Source organism: Bradyrhizobium sp. WSM3983 (assembly GCF_000473045.1).
Lineage (GTDB): Bacteria > Pseudomonadota > Alphaproteobacteria > Rhizobiales > Xanthobacteraceae > Bradyrhizobium.
In genome coordinates this window covers 286,543-306,294 of the sequence record NZ_AXAY01000006.1, presented here as the reverse complement: position 1 = coordinate 306,294, position 19,752 = coordinate 286,543, and the positions used below count along the sequence as shown (strand labels likewise).

General features: G+C 64.2%; 21 protein-coding genes. 7 read left to right on the top strand and 14 right to left on the bottom strand.

Annotation, left to right across the window (positions count from 1 at the left end):
• Positions 1 to 182: 182 nt before the first annotated feature.
• A complete protein-coding gene (locus tag YUA_RS43865; RefSeq protein ID WP_245285152.1) occupies positions 183 to 1,448 on the bottom strand; it encodes a hypothetical protein in 1,266 nt (421 codons plus the stop codon).
• A gap of 266 nt (positions 1,449 to 1,714) precedes the next feature.
• Positions 1,715 to 2,059, bottom strand: a complete 345-nt coding sequence (locus YUA_RS52535; protein WP_371259879.1) for a hypothetical protein — start codon at positions 2,057 to 2,059, stop codon at positions 1,715 to 1,717.
• A gap of 652 nt (positions 2,060 to 2,711) precedes the next feature.
• On the opposite strand from YUA_RS52535, the gene YUA_RS50985 reads away from it, so the two are divergent.
• Entirely contained in the window at positions 2,712 to 2,867 is a 156-nt protein-coding gene (locus YUA_RS50985) for a hypothetical protein (RefSeq protein WP_027531048.1), read from the top strand.
• Positions 2,868 to 3,175: 308 nt separating this feature from the next.
• Here YUA_RS50985 and YUA_RS0112765 read toward each other — a convergent pair whose 3' ends face one another.
• From YUA_RS0112765 to YUA_RS0112755, 3 genes are all read right to left on the bottom strand, one after another.
• Complete coding sequence (locus YUA_RS0112765) at positions 3,176 to 3,985, bottom strand: hypothetical protein (protein ID WP_027531047.1); 810 nt, start codon at positions 3,983 to 3,985, stop codon at positions 3,176 to 3,178.
• A 175-nt stretch (positions 3,986 to 4,160) separates the two neighbouring features.
• Positions 4,161 to 4,400 carry a hypothetical protein gene (locus YUA_RS0112760; RefSeq protein WP_027531046.1) on the bottom strand — a complete coding sequence of 80 codons (240 nt, stop codon included), beginning with the start codon at positions 4,398 to 4,400 and terminating at the stop codon, positions 4,161 to 4,163.
• A gap of 73 nt (positions 4,401 to 4,473) precedes the next feature.
• Positions 4,474 to 4,710, bottom strand: coding sequence for a hypothetical protein (locus YUA_RS0112755; RefSeq protein WP_027531045.1), 237 nt, complete (start codon positions 4,708 to 4,710; stop codon positions 4,474 to 4,476).
• Between the two features lie 266 nt (positions 4,711 to 4,976).
• On the opposite strand from YUA_RS0112755, the gene YUA_RS0112750 reads away from it, so the two are divergent.
• Complete coding sequence (locus YUA_RS0112750; protein ID WP_027531044.1) at positions 4,977 to 5,324, top strand: DUF6481 family protein; 348 nt, start codon at positions 4,977 to 4,979, stop codon at positions 5,322 to 5,324.
• Positions 5,325 to 5,483: 159 nt separating this feature from the next.
• Here YUA_RS0112750 and YUA_RS0112745 read toward each other — a convergent pair whose 3' ends face one another.
• Positions 5,484 to 5,726 carry a pentapeptide MXKDX repeat protein gene (locus YUA_RS0112745; RefSeq protein ID WP_027531043.1) on the bottom strand — a complete coding sequence of 81 codons (243 nt, stop codon included), beginning with the start codon at positions 5,724 to 5,726 and terminating at the stop codon, positions 5,484 to 5,486.
• A gap of 342 nt (positions 5,727 to 6,068) precedes the next feature.
• Between YUA_RS0112745 and dctP the strand changes: the two genes are divergently transcribed.
• Genes dctP through YUA_RS0112730 form a run of 3 tightly spaced genes read left to right on the top strand, consistent with a single transcriptional unit; the run spans position 6,069 to position 8,997 of the window.
• A complete protein-coding gene (dctP, locus tag YUA_RS0112740; RefSeq protein WP_027531042.1) occupies positions 6,069 to 7,091 on the top strand; it encodes a TRAP transporter substrate-binding protein DctP in 1,023 nt (340 codons plus the stop codon).
• Entirely contained in the window at positions 7,088 to 7,642 is a 555-nt protein-coding gene (locus tag YUA_RS0112735; RefSeq protein ID WP_027531041.1) for a TRAP transporter small permease, read from the top strand. The genes dctP and YUA_RS0112735 overlap by 4 nt, the downstream gene beginning before the upstream one ends.
• Positions 7,639 to 8,997 carry a TRAP transporter large permease gene (locus tag YUA_RS0112730; RefSeq protein ID WP_027531040.1) on the top strand — a complete coding sequence of 453 codons (1,359 nt, stop codon included), beginning with the start codon at positions 7,639 to 7,641 and terminating at the stop codon, positions 8,995 to 8,997. Before YUA_RS0112735 ends, YUA_RS0112730 begins: the two co-directional genes overlap by 4 nt.
• Before the next feature lie 5 nt (positions 8,998 to 9,002).
• On the opposite strand, the gene YUA_RS43860 is transcribed toward YUA_RS0112730, so the two are convergent.
• From YUA_RS43860 to YUA_RS47440, 3 genes are read right to left on the bottom strand one after another with little or no spacing between them, the layout of a single operon-like run.
• Positions 9,003 to 10,112, bottom strand: coding sequence for an SCO family protein (locus YUA_RS43860; RefSeq protein ID WP_051383158.1), 1,110 nt, complete (start codon positions 10,110 to 10,112; stop codon positions 9,003 to 9,005).
• Positions 10,109 to 10,837, bottom strand: coding sequence for a HEAT repeat domain-containing protein (locus YUA_RS46845; protein WP_051383157.1), 729 nt, complete (start codon positions 10,835 to 10,837; stop codon positions 10,109 to 10,111). The genes YUA_RS43860 and YUA_RS46845 overlap by 4 nt, the downstream gene beginning before the upstream one ends.
• Positions 10,834 to 12,123, bottom strand: coding sequence for a tyrosinase family protein (locus YUA_RS47440; protein WP_027531039.1), 1,290 nt, complete (start codon positions 12,121 to 12,123; stop codon positions 10,834 to 10,836). The genes YUA_RS46845 and YUA_RS47440 overlap by 4 nt, the downstream gene beginning before the upstream one ends.
• Between YUA_RS47440 and YUA_RS52305 the strand changes: the two genes are divergently transcribed.
• Complete coding sequence (locus YUA_RS52305) at positions 12,122 to 12,247, top strand: hypothetical protein (protein WP_256375362.1); 126 nt, start codon at positions 12,122 to 12,124, stop codon at positions 12,245 to 12,247. The two genes, YUA_RS47440 and YUA_RS52305, sit on opposite strands and share 2 nt — an antisense overlap.
• Before the next feature lie 25 nt (positions 12,248 to 12,272).
• On the opposite strand, the gene YUA_RS0112710 is transcribed toward YUA_RS52305, so the two are convergent.
• From YUA_RS0112710 to YUA_RS0112695, 4 genes are read right to left on the bottom strand one after another with little or no spacing between them, the layout of a single operon-like run.
• The gene (locus YUA_RS0112710; protein WP_027531038.1) at positions 12,273 to 13,184 is read right to left on the bottom strand and encodes a hydroxymethylglutaryl-CoA lyase; all 912 of its coding nucleotides are present in this window, start codon (positions 13,182 to 13,184) and stop codon (positions 12,273 to 12,275) included.
• 1 nt (position 13,185) lies between these two features.
• Positions 13,186 to 15,189 carry an acetyl/propionyl/methylcrotonyl-CoA carboxylase subunit alpha gene (locus tag YUA_RS0112705; RefSeq protein ID WP_027531037.1) on the bottom strand — a complete coding sequence of 668 codons (2,004 nt, stop codon included), beginning with the start codon at positions 15,187 to 15,189 and terminating at the stop codon, positions 13,186 to 13,188.
• A 4-nt stretch (positions 15,190 to 15,193) separates the two neighbouring features.
• A complete protein-coding gene (locus YUA_RS0112700) occupies positions 15,194 to 16,798 on the bottom strand; it encodes a carboxyl transferase domain-containing protein (protein ID WP_027531036.1) in 1,605 nt (534 codons plus the stop codon).
• 40 nt (positions 16,799 to 16,838) lie between these two features.
• Positions 16,839 to 18,011, bottom strand: coding sequence for an isovaleryl-CoA dehydrogenase (locus tag YUA_RS0112695; RefSeq protein WP_027531035.1), 1,173 nt, complete (start codon positions 18,009 to 18,011; stop codon positions 16,839 to 16,841).
• A 125-nt stretch (positions 18,012 to 18,136) separates the two neighbouring features.
• On the opposite strand from YUA_RS0112695, the gene YUA_RS0112690 reads away from it, so the two are divergent.
• Complete coding sequence (locus tag YUA_RS0112690) at positions 18,137 to 19,165, top strand: AraC family transcriptional regulator (protein ID WP_027531034.1); 1,029 nt, start codon at positions 18,137 to 18,139, stop codon at positions 19,163 to 19,165.
• A 31-nt stretch (positions 19,166 to 19,196) separates the two neighbouring features.
• Here YUA_RS0112690 and YUA_RS0112685 read toward each other — a convergent pair whose 3' ends face one another.
• Complete coding sequence (locus YUA_RS0112685) at positions 19,197 to 19,691, bottom strand: Lrp/AsnC family transcriptional regulator (RefSeq protein ID WP_027531033.1); 495 nt, start codon at positions 19,689 to 19,691, stop codon at positions 19,197 to 19,199.
• Positions 19,692 to 19,752: the final 61 nt, after the last annotated feature.

The window sequence follows — 19,752 nt, the reverse complement described above, 5'->3', positions numbered from 1 at the left end:
GCTGAAGCCTTCACGCAACCGGGAGGAGGCTTCATCAGGCCTGGGCGCGTCGAGGCCAGCACGTCGACTATCGAGCGATTTTGGCGCAGCAATAATCGGCAGGAAAATCAAAGATTTGCCGAGAGTTGCGAACCAAGCCGACATTGATTCGACCTCCACCATTCGGCAACCGCGCTGCAAGATCATTCCACAGCTCCGTCGGCAAATCCGGGACCGCGACCCGGACGCTGTACCGATCCATGGACGCGTCGTGAAACCACTCGGTCGCAGCGAAATCGAACCCGAAGCTGCCGGCGTGGCGGATGGAATATCCCTTCTCGCTGATCATGGCTCATGGTTTGGGCGGCTTGCCGTGCACCGGCCTCGTCGAGGGGACGGCGGGCGCGGTGCGTGACGTAGAGACCGTGGGCGAAATGGAGTTCGGCCGAGAGCGAGGCGAACTCGCGCGCAAAAAGCCGTGCTGCATGGCGGCCATTGCGCAGGATGGCTGCGACGCGCCCCTTCGTTAACGCCCAATAGGCTTCGCTGCCCACATAGGGCGGGGAAGTGCGCCGGCAGCGCCGCGCCGCCCAGGAGCCGGACCGCGTTGCGGGTATCCGCACAAGGCGCGCGACCATCGAACCGCCCGCTGCGGCGCCCTGCTCGCGCCAGCCGACGAAAACCGCCGAGCCGAGCCTTCTGTATTCCGCACCGAGCGAATCCAGCTTGTTATGGCTTCGCACCATCACGACCGGAATCTTGCATCGCTGCGCCCAGCGCAGGACGCACCGGATGCGACCCGACCGGCCGGCAAAGCATGTCGTGTCGAAGACCAGCAGATCGAGCGCCGAACCGTCGCAGCGCAGAACCGCCTCGAACGCCCCGGCAGAGGCACAGGAATCCAGCAGCAGAATTCGGGGTACACCGGCCCGGGCAAACGCATCAGACAGCGGCAGCCCGAGCGTGACGAGCCGCAAGTTTGGGACAAGGCGCTCGATCAGCTCCAGCGTCTCGCCGTAAGCGCCGGGCAGCACCAGAACCTCGCCGCCGGCGAGAACCGGCGCAGAAGCGAGCAGCAGCGCCGAGATCGCTGCCATGCCGGAGGCGGTGTAAATCGCCTCGCTGGTGCAGCCGAGCTTGAGCTCATAGAACGGAGGGCCACTGACACTGAGATCGGCCCGCTGGTAGTCGTAACTGAATGTGAAAAGACTGCTGGTGGGACAGGCCGATGTCGACCACGCCGTCTCGGTTGCGCTCCAGTCCCGCAGCTCATGCTCCCCACGCAGCGCGGCGGCGAGCTGGAATTTTGCCTCGATGACCTCGTCCACAGATCGCGGACAAGCCAGGCGTCGCGGCAATTTCAGGCAATCGTTCAGCAGCCCGATTTCCCTGTGCTTCCGCGCCAGATAGGCTTCAATAGTCTCCATGTCAGTTTGATGCCACGATCGGAAACTTTCACCATCCTTCAACGTCTCGCGCGCGCCAGAGGTCCAAACGTCGGCTTGCGCCTCGTGCAACGAACGATGCACGAAATACGTTGGCGCCGTCGGGGGCGACGCGACGTCAAGCTTTCGATGAATGCCGACGCCGTCCTGAAGACGGAAGCCGCCTGATACAGGAAGCCCCTTCGGCTTTGTTCACGATCCGACTCCGCTTCGTTCGCCAAGCACGAATCGAGACTGCGAAATCGACGTCCGGATGGTCCTTAACGTCGCGTTTCCGTGGTCTGAGGCGATCAAGCGTGCAGCGGCACGAGCGCCGGCCGCACCCGGTAGGCATCGATCGCAGCGTTGGCCAACAGGAGCCTGCGCCGCTCTCCGCGAATTATCATGCGGTCGATCCTATTCAGGATGAAGCGGGCTGAATCCTGATGCTCGCCGATGAGCAGACCAGATTGATCGAGAAATTTCCAGGCGATCTCGAAAGACTGAGCGCGTAATTCAAGGTCTATCATTGCCGGCCAACGTCGCCGGATAACGGATGTTCCTTCCGGGACCGTGCAGTGCTGGCCGCGGCGAGTGGCGCGGCAAAAACTGCGGGCCGTGCGGAACGGCATCACGCTCGGCTTGGTGTCTATCATGAAACAGAGTGGTGCCCGCCTGCCAGCCACCGGTCGGCTTTGAAGGGCCCGTGCTTGTCGCCCCCGAGCACGGGGCTTTCTCATGATTGGTGCCAAGCCCCGAACCGCGCGAACTTCCCTGTCAGGTGAAAATCAGTCCCTTCGCTCGTCGTCGCGCCGATCGCGGGCGAGCTCGTGCCAAGCCAGGGCCAGCTCGATGAGTCGTTGCCGGTCGGGGCCTTCGGACGCCGCAGCGCGCTTCATCGCCGCCTCGGCTTCATGCTGTGGGTCGTACTTCGTACACATGTGGCCAACTTTAACCGGCCGATATGGACAAGTGCGTGGCAATTTCGTCCGTATGATTGCGGTGGAGGAAAGTCGGACCGGCGTGCGCGCTTCCGCACGATGTTACCGCGACGAATTTTCAGGCTGCGCAAGGGCGGTTACCGGCGACGACGCCACGTTAAAAATACGAAGACCATCAGTCGTCGTATTTGGTGCGACGGACTCTGTCCGCTCGATAGCAGCGTGTTGCCGGGCGGATTGAACGTCGTCTTTCAGGTCTCATTCTGGGCGATATGTGAAGTGCGTCACAGCCGAATTCCCAGGCGTTTGCTAAGCAGCGGCTCACGCGCCGCAAGAATGCGACACGGGATGAATGGCTGTTCTCGCCATGACACAAGAAGCTGAAGCACAGGCTGGCGCATCATCGCGCAAGACCGACCTGTTCGGCCTCGCGCTTCTCGCCGCCATCATCCTGGTGATGACGGCCTGGATCGGCGGCCTGGTCTGGGGCGCGATGGCGTTCCTGACCTGGCTCGTTTCCTAAGCGCAACGCGATCGCACGCGTCAGGACAGGTAGTGCACCAGTTGCACCGCCTTGATCCCTCCGCAAACGATCATGGCCCATAGCGCCAGGCTGATCTGGATCGCATCGAGCATGTTCCTATCCCCGCGACTCGTGTCTCCGTTTTTCTTTGATCAAGGCGCGTTGCGGCTGGCAGCGCCAGCGAAAAGTTGGAGCAGTTGTTGTGCGTCGCCGCAACCTTGTCAGGCCACGTCTCTACACAGGCCCAAACGCAAAATGAGGCGGGCACCGGACCCGCCCCATTCATGTTGGACGCTGCTTTGAGAAGTTCAGTAGCAGGCGCGCGGATCGGCCTGCACATACTGGCCGCTCGGATAGCGGTAATAGCAATTGCCCTCAGCGAGATAGTAGCCGGGGCGCGAAGCGGCGGTGGCACCGGCGACCGCACCGGTCGCGCCGCCGATCACGGCGCCTGCGGCCGCACCCGTGGCGTTGCCGGAAATCAGGCCGCCAAGCACGCCGCCGACGATGGCCCCGCCGAGTGCGCTCGCGCCGGGATCTGCGGGCGGCGGCGGAGGCGGCGGTTCATAGGCGACCGGCGGCCCCGGTGGCGCGTAGGCCACCGGCACGTCGTCGATATAGTCCTCGGAGATGTAGGCGGGCGGGCCGTCCATCCGCTGCGGATAATAGTACCAGACGCCGCCGACATCCCACCACCAGCCGGGGCGGCCGTTGTGGACCTCGTGGCGCCAGCGTCCACCGTCCCAGGCAAGATTGCCGCGATAAGCGTGTCCGCCCCAGTCGCGCGCCGGCGCGGGCCCGCGTGCCATGTAACGACCCGCTCCGGGCGGCGGACCACCGGCATTACGCGGTCCGGGACCGTGCGGGCCGGGACCTGCTCCTGGACCCGGAGCCATATGGGCCTGGCCGCCGGGCTGAGCCCCGGGGTGCCCTGCCTGCTGTGGCGGAGCACCCTTGCGCATGGTCTGATTGGCCGGGGGCGGCGCACCGGCGCCGTGCGCCGGCGGCTGGCCCGGACCTTTCGGCAGCGCGGCGTCCTGCGCTTGCGCGGACAATGCCAGCAACGACATGGCCGAAACCATGGGAAGGATGATTTTCATGCGGCTGGACGCACTCATGCGTGCTTACCCCTCAACTTTTGGTGGTCCACGCGCAATAGACGATTCGGATCGCGCCTGGGTGATGCCGACGGACATAACCGACCTGTCAAACTGACCCGACAAGCAGGCCACGTCCCGTTACAAATGTTTAAGATCACGGCAATTTTTCGTCCGAACGCGTTGCGAGACATGTCTAGCGGGCCGGCTCGATCACGTTGCAATTGCTGCGCCCAGACATCAGGCAATCCTGCAGCTTGCTGGCCGCGGTGAGGTCGCGGGCGAGCCACAAGCCGACACCGAGGATGACGGCGGCGATAATCAGCCCTGCGATTGCACCGCGACGGCTGTCGCCCGATTGGGGCTTTGCCGGCGCACCGGGCTTCCCGGTGGTGTCAGGCTTGGAGTCAGGCTTGTTGGACTCAGGCTTGGACATGGGGACCTTGTCGCTCGGTGAGGCCCTTTATCACCTCTGCGACGTGGCGTCACATCCCACCCGCCCTCGCCGCTCAGCCCCTGGTCCCCCTCAGCGCCTCCTTGCGCGAGGTCTCGACCGCCGGGATCGCCTGCTGCGCGCGCGGCGCGCAGCTCGTCAGGATGAAGGCAGTCTGGGTGCACTCCCATGCAGCCCCCAGAACGGTGCTCTCGATGGGCTGCGGGCGGGCGGCCAACATCACCGCACCCGCTACGGCCGCTACTGCGACCGTGACTGCAAGGGCCTTCAGGCTCAGCCGGAAATAGATCATGCCCGTGCTCCGTCTCGTATCGGGCGGACGCTAGGCGCCGCCGCTGGGTGCCCTTATGAGGGGCATCACAATTCGGCAGTTTTTCCGGGCTACGAAGGATCGGCTGGTCCAGCGATTTCGTTGACCTGATCGGCTGCGATTATGGGTGGCTTCGCGGCGCGTGGCGATGTACACGCTTCTGCGTCGCGTGGTGCCTGCTTGTGCCCAGCCGACGTACCAACAGCCAGTGATGTAGGATCGAAAGCGAGGATGACAAGGTTCGTTCGATGAGTGGATTCAGGGAACCAGGATTCTCCGACCGGCAAAAGGCCGCTCAGGAAGCACGCAAAAATCTTTTGAACAAATTCAAGTCGCAGCCGGGTCACGACGATCCGGAGGTGGCGGCACGTCGTGCCGAGCGCGAGGCGCTCGCGGCCAAGCGCGCTGAGGCAAAGGCGACGCGCGAGGCTGAAAAGGCCGAGCAGAAGCGGATTGCGGAAGAGGCTGCAGCTGCGGAAGCCGCGCGGTTCGCCCGCGAAGCGGAAGAAGCGGTCGCCAGGCAGGCCGAAATGGAGGCCGAGCAAAAGGCCAAACGCGACGCCCGCTACGCTGCCCGCAAGGCCAAGCGGAAGTAACGTTCAAATCAAATTGAACCGAGGCTCGCCTCGGTTCACACGGCAATTCGGAATGGTCCCCACCGGGGCGCGCGTGAATGCGCGGCCCGATGGCAGGCTACGAACGCCGTCGAATCCGAGCGCGCCTCGGCGAGACGCGACGTGACGACCGGTGGAAGATCAGTTCTTCTTCATCATCCCGTCGTCCTTCTTCATGCCATCCTTCGACATCGTGTCCTTCTTCATGCCGTCGTCCTTGGGCATGGTGTCCTTCTTCATGCCGTCCTTGGACATCGTGTCCTTTTTCATCATGCCGTCGTCCTTGCCCATCTTGTCCTGGGCGAAAGCGGCCGGCGACAGCGCCAGGCCAAGCGAGAGAGCGGCAGCCGAGACGCCGAGCACGATGCGGGTGCGAATGGTCATGAGAAATATTCCCTTCGAGATGGTGTTTGTCAGCGACTTGTGCCGCTACACAATCTCGACGGATCGACACGCGCGCTTGTTACGCGACGTTGCGATTTTTTGTATGTCGTCGGGTAGCCTCGCGCGATCGTCGCCTGAGACACGGCGTTAACTATGGGAACAGTGAGGATCGGCGTGTGCAGCGCAGCAAGGCCAACACTTGCCGCGGCATTCGGTCTCGAACTATCAGACTAGAGAAGTCGGGGTCGAAGACCGGCTAGGATGGGCCACCGCGCCGGTCTTATGACCCGCCCAGATCACGTCAAACAAGAACTGTCCTAAGAACCGCCAAGGGGATTCTCCATGTTCACGCGCCGCCATCTGCTCGCGACCGCCGTCGCCGCACCTGCCATTCTCCGCTTCGGCATTGGCACCGCGCATGCCGCGACCACGCTGAAGATCTCGCACCAATTCCCCGGCGGCACCATCGACAAGGGCGATTTCCGCGACCGGCTCTGCCGCATGTTCGCCGCCGAAGTCAGTAAGCGCAGCAATGGCGACATCGCGGCCGAGATCTATCCGAACTCCTCGCTGATCAAGACCAACGCGCAGTTCTCCGCGATGCGCAAGGGCGCGCTCGACATCTCGCTGTATCCGATGCCCTATGCCGGCGGCGAATTGCCCGAGACCAATATCGGCCTGATGCCCGGCCTTGTCACCACCTACGACCAGGGCATGCGCTGGAAGAAGGAGCCGGTCGGCAAGGCGTTGACCGACTTCCTCGCCGACAAGGGCATCATCCTTTTGAGCTGGGTGTGGCAGGCCGGCGGCGTCGCCAGCCGCTCCAAGCCGATCGTGTCGCCGGAGGATGCAAAGGGCATGAAGGTGCGCGGCGGCTCGCGCGAGATGGACATGGTGCTGCAGACCGCCGGCGCCTCGGTGCTGTCGGTGCCCTCGAACGAGATCTACGCCGCGATGCAGACCGGCGCGTGCGATGCGGGTATCACCTCCTCCACCAGCCTGATCTCATTCCGTCTCGAAGAGGTCGCGAAGTCGCTGACCTCGGGCGCGGGTGCCTCCTACTGGTTCATGCTCGAGCCGCTGATGATGTCGAAGGCCATCTTCGACAAGCTGCCGAAAAACCAGCAGGACATCCTGGTCGCCGTCGGCGACGAGCTCGAAGCCTTCGGCCGCAAGGGCGCGCAGGATGACGACGTCGAGGTCGCCAAGGTCTACGAGAAGGCCGGCGCAAAGGTCTCGGCGCTCGATGCCGCGACCGTTGGCAAGTGGCGCGACATCGCCCGCGACACCGCGTGGAAAGATTACGGCGCCAAGACCGCGACCGCCGCCAACCTGCTCAAGCTCGCCTCCGACGTCGCTGCATGAGCCACGGTCCGCTTCCGGATCGTGACGACACGACGAATGCTGCCGCAAGGACCGGCCTTGCGGCAGCGCTCGATCGCGGCCTCGCCATCATCAACCGCATCATCGTCGTGTTCGCCGCGCTGGCGCTGGTCGCGGCCTGCGCCATCCTGAGCTACAGCGTGCTCAGTCGTGCCTTGTTCAAGGCTGCCAACTACTGGCAGGACGAAGCCGCCGTGTTCCTGCTGGTCGGCGCCACCTTCATGACCGCGGCCTATGTGCAGCAGAACCGCGGCCATATCGGCATCGAGGCCTTTGTCGGCCTGCTGTCGCCGCTGGCGAACAGGATCCGGCTCTGGTTCGTCGACGTCGTGACGTTCCTGTTCTGCACGTTCTTCACCTGGAAGTCGTGGACGCTGGCCCATGAAGCCTATGTCGACGGCCAAGTCTCGAACTCGATGTGGTCGCCGCCGCTCGCCATTCCCTATTCCCTGATGGCGCTCGGCATGAGCCTGCTCTGCGTCCAGATCCTCGTGCAGCTGGCGCTGCCGTTCGCAGGAGCCAAGCGTCCATGAGCGTTTTCGGTATCGGTATCGCTTACGGCGTCGCGACGCTGCTCGTGATGTTTTCGGGCATGCCGATTGCGTTCGCGCTCGGCGCGGTCGCGGTCGTGTTCATGGGCATCTACATGCCCGCAGCTTCGCTCGATACGGTGACGCAGAACGTCTACGAGGAGATGGCCTCGATCACGCTGCTGTCGATCCCGCTCTTCATCCTGAAGGGCGCGGCGATCGGCAAGTCGCGGGCTGGCCAGGATCTCTATTCGGCGCTGCATGCCTGGCTGCATCGCGTGCCCGGCGGGCTCGGCGTTGCCAACGTCTTCGCCTGCGCGCTGTTCGCGGCAATGGCGGGCTCCTCGCCCGCGACCTGCTCGGCGATCGGTTCGGCCGGCATCCCCGAGATGCGCAAGCGCGGCTATTCTGGCGGCTTTGCTGCCGGCATCATCGCCGCCGGCGGCACGCTCGGCATCCTGCTGCCACCCTCGATCACCATGATCCTGTTCGCGGTCGCTGCGGAAAAGTCGCTGGGACGGCTGTTCCTCGCTGGCATCGGCCCCGGCCTGTTGCTGGTCTCGCTGTTCGGCGGCTATGCCGTGATCCGCTTCCGCCGGGAATATGCCGCGGCTGAAGCCGCCTACAAGAACGGCGGTCCCGAGGCGGCCATCCTTGCCCGTGACGAATACACGCTCGCCGAACGTTTCAGCGTGTTGCCGCGGGTGCTCCCATTCGTGCTGCTGCTCACCGGCGTGATGGCCGCGCTCTATGGCGGCTACGCCACGCCGTCGGAGACCGCCGGCCTCGGCGGACTTCTGGCGCTGGGATTGATCGCGGCGATCTACGGCGTGTGGCGTCCGAGCGACCTGGCGCCCATCATGAAATCGACGATCCGGGAATCGACCATGCTGATGATGATCATCGGCATGTCGCTGCTGTATTCCTACGTGATGAGCTACCTGCACATCTCACAATCGGCCGCCGAATCCGTCGTCGCCATGCACCTGCCGCGCTGGGGGCTGCTGTTTGCGATCCTCGTCATGGTGGTCGTGCTCGGCTTCTTCCTGCCGCCGGTCTCGATCATCCTGATGACGGCGCCGATCATCCTGCCGCCTTTACGCGCCGCCAGTTTCGACATCATCTGGTTCGGCGTGGTCATGACCATCGTGATGGAGATGGGACTGATCCATCCACCCGTCGGCCTCAACATCTTCGTCATCCGCAACGTCGCGCCGGACATTTCGCTCAGCGAAGTGATCTGGGGCACGTTGCCCTTCGTGCTCTTGATGATGGGCGCCGTGCTGCTGCTCTGCCTCGTGCCCGAGATCTCGACCTGGCTGCCGGACCTCGTGATGGGGCCGGACGGGAGCAGGTGAATCCCTCAGGAAGTTTGAGGCTGCGCGCGATTCTTGGCTTCATCATGCATGGACAGAATTTGGTCTGCCATGTCCCGCGCGTCCCAAAGACGACGCACATGCGCCTGCGCGATATCGCCCGAACGGTCGATCAGGATCAGTTCAATGCGGTGCCTGTTGACGGTCGATGTACCGTAGCCGACCCCCAGCTGCAAACGATCGCGCAATGCGTCGAAGGACCCGGTCGTGCGCAGAAGCTGGCAATTTTGAGCGAATGTCAGTCCCCGCTCCCGGCCATATCGTCGAAGCCGCTCGGGCAGATCATATGCTGGATCGTAAGTGATTCCGGCAATCATCACCGATCCATCGGCCTTCGTCCCGCAGATCAACCTTGCCACCTCGGCAAGTTGACCCACGGTTCGCGAGCACTTTTCCGGGGTCATGCAACGTGTGTAGAAGAATGCGACGAGTCCTACTCGCTTCGCGAACAGGTCTCCGAACTGCGTGCACTGTCCATCTTGATCTTGCATCTCGATATCGCCGACCCCGGCAACCGTACCGACGATCAGCCCCGAGCTTTGCTCGACCGCTTCGCTGGCCCGGCCTTGGTGGCAGCAAGCGGCATGTACCTGCTCCGGGACCGGCTGGAGCAGAGCCGATGCCGGCACGTCCTCTCCGGAGCTTGGCGCAGCGCAACTGCGCAGATTGAGAGCCGACAATGCCGCCATCACCTCATCGACCGCTGTGACGGGCGAATGCCCTGGCGCCGACGCCCCGTCCTCAAAAATGACAAACTGATTGCGCCGACGAACTCGCTCGGCTGCACGATTGATCAACGACCCGATACCGTTCGGCAGGTTCGGTGCCGCGCGAACGACGCGCGCGGCCGCGGCGATCGCATAAGCGTCGGTCCCGGTTTCAAACTCCTCGATCGCATAGGGAAGCAATTCGCCCGCGAAGCCCGCCTTGACAAGTTCGACCATGATCAGCGCCCGAAGGCGCTCGACCTCGGAAGAAGCCTTGCCCCGGTACAGCGGGGCATTTTCGTGGAGCAGTGCAAGCAAATCCCGGTCCACTGAAGTGGCGGCGCGCAAGGCTGCCGCAACATCGTCAGGCAGACGTGTGGATTCGATCATGGTCCGGGCCGTGTGACATTGGGCACGATTCCGTCGAGTTCTAGCGCGCCGCCGACCGTCGACTTGATATCCGGAAACTCGTTCTCGTCGTTCAGGATCGTCGTGGCGCTCTGCACGAAACGATCGGGATCCAGATTCTTCAGAGCGACCGCTCCGGCACGACGGACCTCCCTGAACTCGTCCTTGTTGTGCAAAATTTCTTCCAGGCCCTGAACAGAACTCGGGTCTCTGGCCAGTACGCGAACGGCCTGCATACGCACGGCGGGATCGGTATTGCTCTTGAGGATCTGATTTGCCACGGCGCCGATAGAAGCGTGATCGTCCCTCGCAAGGAGGGACAACGCGGCGGCTGGCGGAAGCAGCGCCGCGGCCGTGCCCTGTAGACCCTCGACCAGCCTGCTTCGCGCGAAATCGTCCTTCTGGCTCATCAGGACGCCCAAGGCGTAACGACGGACGTCTTCGCTCGGGTCGCTCGTGGACCGCCGCAGGGCGTCGACATATTCTGCACGTACGGGATCGAACTCACGCTCGAGAAAGGTTCCCGACTGCAGCAACTGCAAGGCCTCCCTGCGATTATCGGCCGAGCTGGATGGGCTCGATAACGATGCCAGCGCTGCTCTCCAGGCCACCACGGGCGGCTCGGGCGTGGTCGGCGCAGCAAACGTCGCCTGTGTCGCAGTTCCGAGTCTGGCGGCAACCTGCTCTCGATAGTCCTTGGCCTTCATGCGACGCCTCCAGCGTGGAGTTCGAATGGAACGTCATCATAGTCGAAACCCAAGGAGTCACCCCCGTGGATTCCTTGCCAATCTATCATCTCCCGGACCATTGGTTGAAGTCCGGGTCGCGTCGTGATCGGAGACGTCGGGAACGGTCCCCGCGGCGGCGGAAAGATCGGTCGAGGCGGCGTCGTTGATTGGTTCCATGGCCACATCGTGTCGCCGAGATTGTGTCCTATCAGGCCGGGCCGTCCGGGGGGCGCACCGGCAGTTGAATAGGTTGCCGGGTTAGCTGAATCCGTCCGCTGGTTGAACCACTGCCAGAACGCCCAGAGCCGATCGACGTTTGCATGGAGCAGAAAAAAAAGCGGATCCTTCGGAGCCGTGACGGGGACGTTGATGGGACCGTCAAAGCTGGTGTGCGCCCGTCCGTGGGGGGCACCTTCCATGCGGCGAAACCGGTCGTATTGCGTACCCAGCAACATCGTCTCGGCCTGCGAAATGACGTTCGGTCGTCCAAGCAGCTGCGCCGGCGGAGCTCCATTGATATTGAAGGTTGGACGTCGATCAATGGAGTCGAGGGTGTCGGTCTTCCAAAACTCCAGCGCGTGCCCGTGGGGGAACTGGATCGTGTCGCCTTGCGCCGGATTGGCGGGCGGCATGCCGAGGAACGCCATATCGAAAAGCGCGGCGGCGGGTTCGTCGAATCGCCAATAGGGCAAGGTGACGCTCGAGTCGATGTTCTGCAACGTGCGCTCCAGATCGAGCATATAAGCGCGATGCCACGCTGGAAACCCGGGAAAGCCATGCGCTTCGTCCAGCGAGTCCGTCACATGCGTGTCTCTAAACCCCTGGAATACACCGCGGCCGGCGTTATTCAGCTTGCCCAACGCCAACAGGAAACGGTCGCGCTCCGCCGCGGAGAGATTGACCGCATTCTTGCGAATACGCACCATCATTTCACGCCGGGCAACCTGGCCGCCGGACGCCATCACATCGATCGCGGCATCCCCATAGGCATTGCTGGGATGCTGGAATTCGCCCGCCACCCAGAACTCGACGGGGGTACCATCAGTGGGAAGTTCGAGATCGAGTTGGGCTGCTCCCGCATCGCTGCGAACCGTATCGAACGCTAGGCGACCGCCTCCGTTCGCTCCTCCGTTCTGTAGCGTGATACGTGCCGGATTGGATGCGCCCGACGCGTCAGCCATACGGGCCGTCGCCTTCACGGGGACCCAGGTCACAAATGCGCGGCCTTGTGGATCGGTGGTCGAGACTTGGATGTCAACGCGCATGGCGACCTCTGGCAATGCAGTAGGCGCGATCGAAAATTTAACGCCGGAATATATCGAAGCGATACTACCCTTGCGTGCAAAAGAAGCAAGGAAATTTGGGGCGATCGTGTTAGACGCGCGCTGATGCCGCAGGAGGAGGCCGAAGCGTCCTAGGCAACTACCCGCTTCTTCTTCGCGTTCAGCGCGGACGCGACCCGGCTCACCGGCGGCTTGCCCAGCACGCCGCTCATCGTGTTGGTCGCGGCCAACAGCTTCTCCATGTCGACACCGGTCCTCACGCCCATGCCCTCGAGCATGTAGACGACATCCTCGGTCGCCACGTTACCCGTGGCGCCAGGCGCATAGGGACAGCCGCCCAATCCGCCGGCGGCAGCATCGATGACGCGGACGCCCTCCTCCAGCCCGGCGTAGAGATTGGCGAGCGCCTGGCCATAGGTATCGTGAAAGTGCATCGCGAGCTTTGCGGTCGGAATGTTGGCGGCCACCGCGCGCAGCATCTCCTTCGCCTTGCTTGGCGTGCCGACGCCGATGGTGTCGCCGAGCGAGATCTCGTAGCAGCCGAGATCCCAGAGCGTGCTGGCGAGATCTGCAACCGCCTTCGGCTTGATCTCGCCGTCAAAGGGGCAGCCGAGCACGCAGGAGATATAGCCGCGCACCTTCACGCCGTCGGACTTGGCGCGCGCCAGCACCGGCTTGAACCGCTCGATGGACTCCGCGACCGTGCAATTGATGTTGGCGCGCGAAAAACCTTCGGAGGCGGCGGCAAACACGGACACCACTTTCGCACCCGCCGCGCGCGCGGCGTCATAGCCCTTTTCGTTCGGCACCAGCACGTGGAATTCGGCACCAGTCACGTGGGCAACGCCGCGCAGCACGGCGTCGGAGCTTGCCATCTGCGGGATCGCCTTGGGCGAGACAAAGGCGCCGACCTCGACGGTATCCAAGCCCGCCGCGACCAGCGCCTCGATGAAGGCGATGCGGGCCTCGACGCTGACGGGTGTCTTCTCGTTCTGAAGGCCGTCGCGCGGCCCCATCTCGATGATGCGGACGGGATCGCTCATGTCACTCTTCCGATGGCTCGACCACGGCGAGCTCGACGCCTTCCTGGACAATGTCGCCGACCTTGCACTTGATGGACTTCAACACGCCGGCATAGGGCGCGCGCAGCGTATGCTCCATCTTCATCACCTCGAGCGTGAGGATCGGCGCGCCCTTCTCGAGTTTTGCACCCTCCTCGGCCAGCACGGCGACGACGGTGCCCGGCAAGGGTGCTGCGATCTTCTCTTCGCCGACATGCTCCTCGCTCTCGCCGCCGAACGGATCGACCCAGTGCAGGTCGAAGCGTCCGTTGCGCGTGCGCAAATACAGCTCATGGCCGTCGATCACGGCGGCAACGGAGGATTTGACGCCATCCAGCGTCAGATCGAAGCCGCCATCTTTCGGCACAAACGTGAAAGCCAGCTCGCGCTCGCCGATGACCAGCGTCGACGGCCCGCTACCATAATTGAGCGTGATCTTCTGCTCGGGCCCATGCCCGATGCGGAAGGCAAAGCTGCGCTGCCGGCGCCCGACCGGCATCCAGCCAAAGGTCTGCCAGGGCGAAGTCGCCTGTCCCTGCGCGGCCTGCCGCTCGTCGTTGACGATCGTAGCGACCGCGGCGCACAGCTCGAGCTCGCCGGGGGCCGGCGCTCCCGAGGTCAGGGCCGCCAGCTCGCGCTCGATGAAGCCGGTGTCGATTGCATTCGCCCGCACCTTCGGATGCGTGATCAGGGCCGACAGGAACGGGATGTTGGTGACGATGCCGCGGACGTCGGAGTCTTCCAGCCCGCGGTTGAGCCGGTCGATCGCGACGTCGCGCGTCGGCGCCCACGCAATCATTTTGGCGAGCATGGCATCGTAATATGGCGAGACCGTATCGCCTTCGCGATAGCCGGCGTCGATGCGCAAGCCGCCGGTCTCAGCAGGCAGCCGCCAGGTCGAGAGCTTGCCGACCGAGGGCATGAAATTCCTGGTCGGATTTTCGGCATAGACACGCGCTTCAACAGCGTGGCCGTTGAGCTTGATCTCGTCCTGCTTCAGCGGCAGCGCCTCGCCAAATGCGACGCGCAGCTGCCACTCGACGAGGTCGATCCCGGTGATCAACTCGGTCACGGGGTGCTCGACCTGGAGACGCGTGTTCATCTCGATGAAGAACACGTCCTTGCCATCGGAGACGAACTCGATGGTGCCGGCGCCCACGTAGTTCACCGCGCCCGCCGCCTTTCGCGCGGCGGCGCAAACCGCCTCGCGCTGGCCCGCAGTGAGCGTCGGCGACGGCGCTTCCTCGATCACCTTCTGGTGCCGGCGCTGCAGCGTACATTCGCGCTCGAACAACGAGAGCAGATTGCCGTGGCTGTCGCCGATGATCTGCACCTCGATATGCCGGGGATTGTCGACATATTTCTCGATCAGCATACGGTCGTCGCCGAAGGCGGCCTTGGCCTCGCGCTTGGCGCTGACGATCGCGGGCGCAAGCTCGGCCGCAGAGGGGACGATGCGCATGCCGCGGCCGCCGCCGCCGGCGGAGGCCTTCACCAGGATCGGAAAGCCGATCTTGTCCGCGGCCCTCGACAGCGTGGCGTCATCCTGGGCCTCGCCGTGATAGCCGGGCACCAGCGGCACGCCGGCCTTCTCCATCAGCGCTTTCGAGCCGGATTTCGAGCCCATCGCATTCATCATCCCGGCGGTCGGGCCGACGAAGACCAGCCCGGCATCGAGGCAGGCCTGCGCGAATTCAGCGTTCTCGGACAGGAAACCGTAACCGGGGTGCACTGCCTCGGCGCCGGTCTTGCGCGCGGCCTCGATCAACCGCTCGACATTGAGATAGCTGTCGCGGGCGCGCGCCGGCCCGAGCAGCACGGCTTCGTCGGCGAGCGCGACGTGCATCGCGTCGCGGTCGGCCTCGGAATAGACCGCGACGGTGCGCAGGCCCATGGCGCGGGCGGTGCGGATGACGCGGGCTGCGATCTCGCCGCGGTTGGCGATCAGGAGCGTGCGAAAACGGCGGTAGAGCTTTGAACGGTCCATCGCATCACATCCTGAACAGGCCGAATTTCGTCGGCTCGATCGGCGCATTCGACGCCGCCGAGAGGCCAAGGCCGAGCACCAGCCTTGTATCGGCCGGATCGATCACGCCGTCGTCCCAGAGACGCGCGGTCGCATAGTACGGATGCCCCTGGCTCTCATATTGCGCGCGGATAGGCTCGCGAAATTTGTCCTCCTCTTCCTTCGACCAGCTGTCGCCCTTGGCCTCGATATTGTCGCGGCGGACCTGGCTCAGCACCATCGATGCCTGCTCGCCACCCATCACCGAGATGCGCGCGTTCGGCCACATCCAGAGGAAGCGCGGTGAGTAGGCACGGCCGCACATGCCGTAATTGCCGGCGCCGTAGGAGCCGCCGATCACGACGGTGAATTTCGGCACCGAGGCGGTCGCAACCGCCGTCACCAGCTTGGCGCCGTCACGCGCGATGCCGCCGGCCTCGTATTTCTTGCCGACCATGAAGCCGGTGATGTTCTGCAAAAACACCAGCGGAATGCCGCGCTGGCAGCACAGCTCGATGAAATGCGCGCCCTTCAGCGAGCTCTCACTGAAAAGAATGCCGTTGTTGGCGATGATGCCGACCGGATAGCCCCAGATATGGGCGAACCCGCACACCAGCGTCGTGCCGTAGAGCTTCTTGAACTCGTCGAACTCGGAACCATCGACCACGCGGGCGATGATGTCCCGTACATCGAACGGCTTGCGGCCATCGACCGGCACCACGCCGTAGATCTCCTCCGCTGCAAACAGCGGATCGCGCGGCGGATGCATGTTGAGGTTCGGCCGTGCAGATGGCTTCAGCGTGCCGACAATGCGGCGGGCAATGCCGATCGCATGGGCATCGTTCTGGGCGTAATGATCGGTCACGCCGGATTGCCGCGAATGCACGTCGGCGCCGCCGAGCTCCTCCGCGCTCACGACCTCGCCGGTCGCGGCCTTCACCAGTGGCGGGCCGCCGAGGAAGATGGTGCCTTGATTGCGCACGATGATGCTCTCGTCCGACATCGCCGGCACATAGGCGCCGCCGGCGGTGCAGGAGCCCATCACGATCGCGATCTGCGGGATGCCTTGAGAGGACATCTGCGCCTGATTGTAGAAGATGCGGCCGAAATGCCGCTCGTCCGGAAAGATCTCGTCCTGCAGCGGCAGGAAGGCGCCGCCGGAATCGACCATGTAGACGCAAGGAAGATTGTTCTGCCGCGCGATATCCTGCGCCCGCAGATGCTTCTTCACGGTCATGGGATAGTAGGTGCCGCCCTTGATGGTGGCGTCGTTGGCGACGATCACGCATTCGCGGCCCGCGATGCGGCCGACGCCGGTGACGATGCTCGCCGAATGCACGTCGCCGCCGTAGAGCCCATGGGCCGCCAGCGGCGACAGCTCCAGGAACGAGGTCCCGGGATCGACCAGCAGGTCGACGCGCTCGCGCGCCAGCATCTTGCCGCGCGCGGTGTGGCGGTCGCGTGATGCCTCCCCTCCGCCGCCGGCAACCTGGCTGAGCTTTTCGCGCAAGTCTGCGACAAGCGCGCGCATGGCCTCGGAATTGCGCGCAAAATCGGATGACGATGGATCGATGCTGGAATGAAGCGGCATTGAGGTCCCGCGTTTCTGGTGACGTGGTTGGGTGGAGGGATTAAGCGGTTTCCGCCATCAGTTCGCGGCCGATCAGCATGCGACGCACTTCGGACGTCCCAGCGCCGATCTCATAGAGTTTTGCGTCGCGCCAGAGACGTCCGACCGGAAACTCGCTGGTGTAGCCGACACCGCCGAGCGCCTGGATCGCCTCGCCGGCCATCCACGTCGCCTTCTCCGCAGAGTAGAGGATCGCGGCGGCGGAATCCTTGCGCAGACTGCGCGCATGATCGGCGCGGTCGCAGGCGCGGCCCACAGCGTAGACATAGGCGCGCGTGGCCTGCCAGGTCGAATACATATCGGCGAGCTTGCCTTGCATCAGCTGGAAATCGCCGATCGGCTGCCCGAACTGTTTTCGTTCATGCATGTAGGGCACTACCGCGTCCATGCAGGCCGCCATGATGCCGAGCGGACCGCCGGACAGAACGGCGCGCTCATAGTCGAGGCCCGACATCAGCACCTTGACGCCCTCGCCCAGCTTGCCCAGCACGTTCTCTTCCGGCACCTCGCAATCGTCGAAGAACAGCGGATAGGTATTGGAGCCGCGCATGCCGAGCTTGTCGAGATGCTGGCCATGGGTGAAACCCTTGAAGCCTTTCTCGATCAGGAAGGCGGTCATGCCGCGCGGGCCGGCCTCCGGATCGGTCTTGGCGTAGACGACCAGCACGTCGGCATCGCCGCCATTGGTGATCCACATTTTCGAGCCGTTGAGCACATAGCGGTCGCCGCGCTTGTCGGCGCGCAGCTTCATCGAGACCACGTCGGAGCCGGCGCCCGGCTCGGACATCGCGAGCGCGCCGACATACTCGCCGGAAATCAGTTTGGGCAGATAGCGCTGGCGCTGCGCATCATTGCCGTTGCGGCGGATCTGGTTGACGCAGAGGTTGGAATGGGCGCCGTAGGAGAGCCCGACCGCGGCCGAGCCGCGCGAAATCTCCTCCATGGCAACGACGTGGGCGAGATAGCCCATGTTGGAGCCGCCATATTGCTCCGGCGCGGTCATGCCGAGCAGGCCGAGGTCGCCAAAACGCTTCCAGAGGTCGGCCGGGAACAGGTTGGCCTTCTCGACCTCCGCCGCGCGCGGCGCCACCTCCGCCTCGACAAAGGCGCGCACGGTGTCGCGCAGCATGCTGATGTCTTCGCCCAGATCGAAGTCGATGCTCGGGATGTTCAAGGCGATTCCTCCGTACTCTTGCGGATTTCTTGTCCGTCCCGAACCTACCCCCGCCCGGGCGCCGTGGCGGTCGAAAAGGTTGCATTTTCCGCCAAGTTTGGCGAGGATTTTCCAAAGGACTTTCGATGCCCTTTCAGACCGCAACCGCGACGCCCCGCCGCGCCATGACCCCCGCCGCCTTCGTCCGCGGCGTGGTCGCGGCCTATGCCCGCTATGGGCGGGATCCGGCCGAGGCATTGAGCAAGGGGCAGGTCCTGTCCGACCTCGTCGGATCGGCCGACGGGCGGGTCACGGCGGCGCAGTTCGAGGCGCTGGCGGGCCATGCCATGCGCGAGCTCGACGACGAGGCGCTCGGCTGGTTCTCGCGCAGGCTCCCTTTCGGCACTTACGGCATGCTGTGCCGTGCCTCGATCACCGCGCCCACGCTCGAGGTCGCGCTGAAGCGCTGGTGCCGGCACCATCGCCTGCTCACCGAGGACGTGCTGTTCGAGCTTGCGGTCAGCGGCGAGACCGCCACTATCTCCATTCGCGAGCAGCGTGATCTCGGGCCGTTGCGCGAGTTCTGCCTCGTCACCCTGCTCCGCTACGTGCTCGGCTTCTCCTGCTGGGCGGTGGATTCCGCGATCGCGCTGCGTGCGGCGGAGTTTCCCTATTCCGAGCCCGGACACGTCTCGGTCTATCCGACCATCTTCTGCAAGCATGTCCGCTTCGATGCGGATTGCGCCCGCATCATCTTCGACAAGCATTATCTCTCGCTGCCGCTGACCCGCAGCGCCGCCGATCTCGACAGCATGCTCAAGGGCGCGCTGCGCCTGACGGTGCTGCCCTATCGCCGCGATCGTTTGCTGGTCGAACGTGTCAGGCGCGTGCTGCGGGAGGCGCGCGGCCGCATTCTGGGTGCGGAGGATGTCGCAAGCGAGCTCGCGCTCTCCACCCGCACCATGCATCGGCGGCTCCGCGAAGAGGCAACCTCGCTGCGCGACCTCAAGGAGGAAGCCAAGCTCGAGCTCGCCAAGCAGGAGCTGATGCGCGGCCGCACCCCGATCAAGCGGATCGCGGAGATCGCCGGCTTCCGCAACGAAAAAAGCTTTTCGCGGGCCTTCCGCAGCTGGACCGGCGCCAGCCCGCGCGAGTTTCGGGGGCGATATCGCTGAAGGGTGCGGTCGCCGTCGCCTCGCGCGGCTCCTATCCTGCCGGCGCCGCAGCCGCGATCTCTCGCAACGGCAGCGGCACGTCCTTCGCGACACCCAGTACTGGAAAGCTGCGGACGTTCTTCACGTTGGGCATGGCGGCGAAATGCAGGAGCTGCTGACGCATGCTCTCGACGCTCGGCGCGACGCATTTGAGGAGATAGTCGGTGTCGCCCGAAATGCGCCAGCACTGCTGGATGCGCGGGATCGCGGCGATCGATCCCTCGAACGCTTCGAGCACTGGTTGCGCCTGGCTGCCGAGCTGGATCGAGACGAACGACACCACCTCATAGCCGAGCAGCCGCTCGTCGATGACGGCACGCACGGCGCGGATCACGCCGCGGCTGAACAGCGACTTGAGCCGCCGCAGGCAGTTCGGCGCGGAGACGCCCACGCGCAGCGCCAGCTCGTTGTTGCGAACCCGCCCGTCCTGCTGCAGCTCGGACAAGATCTTCAGATCGACGCCGTCGAGCCGGTCACGCCCCGCCATCCCCCACCTCGTCATGGTCCCGTCATGCGGACCAGCGAAGCACGCGGCGGAATGGGTGCCA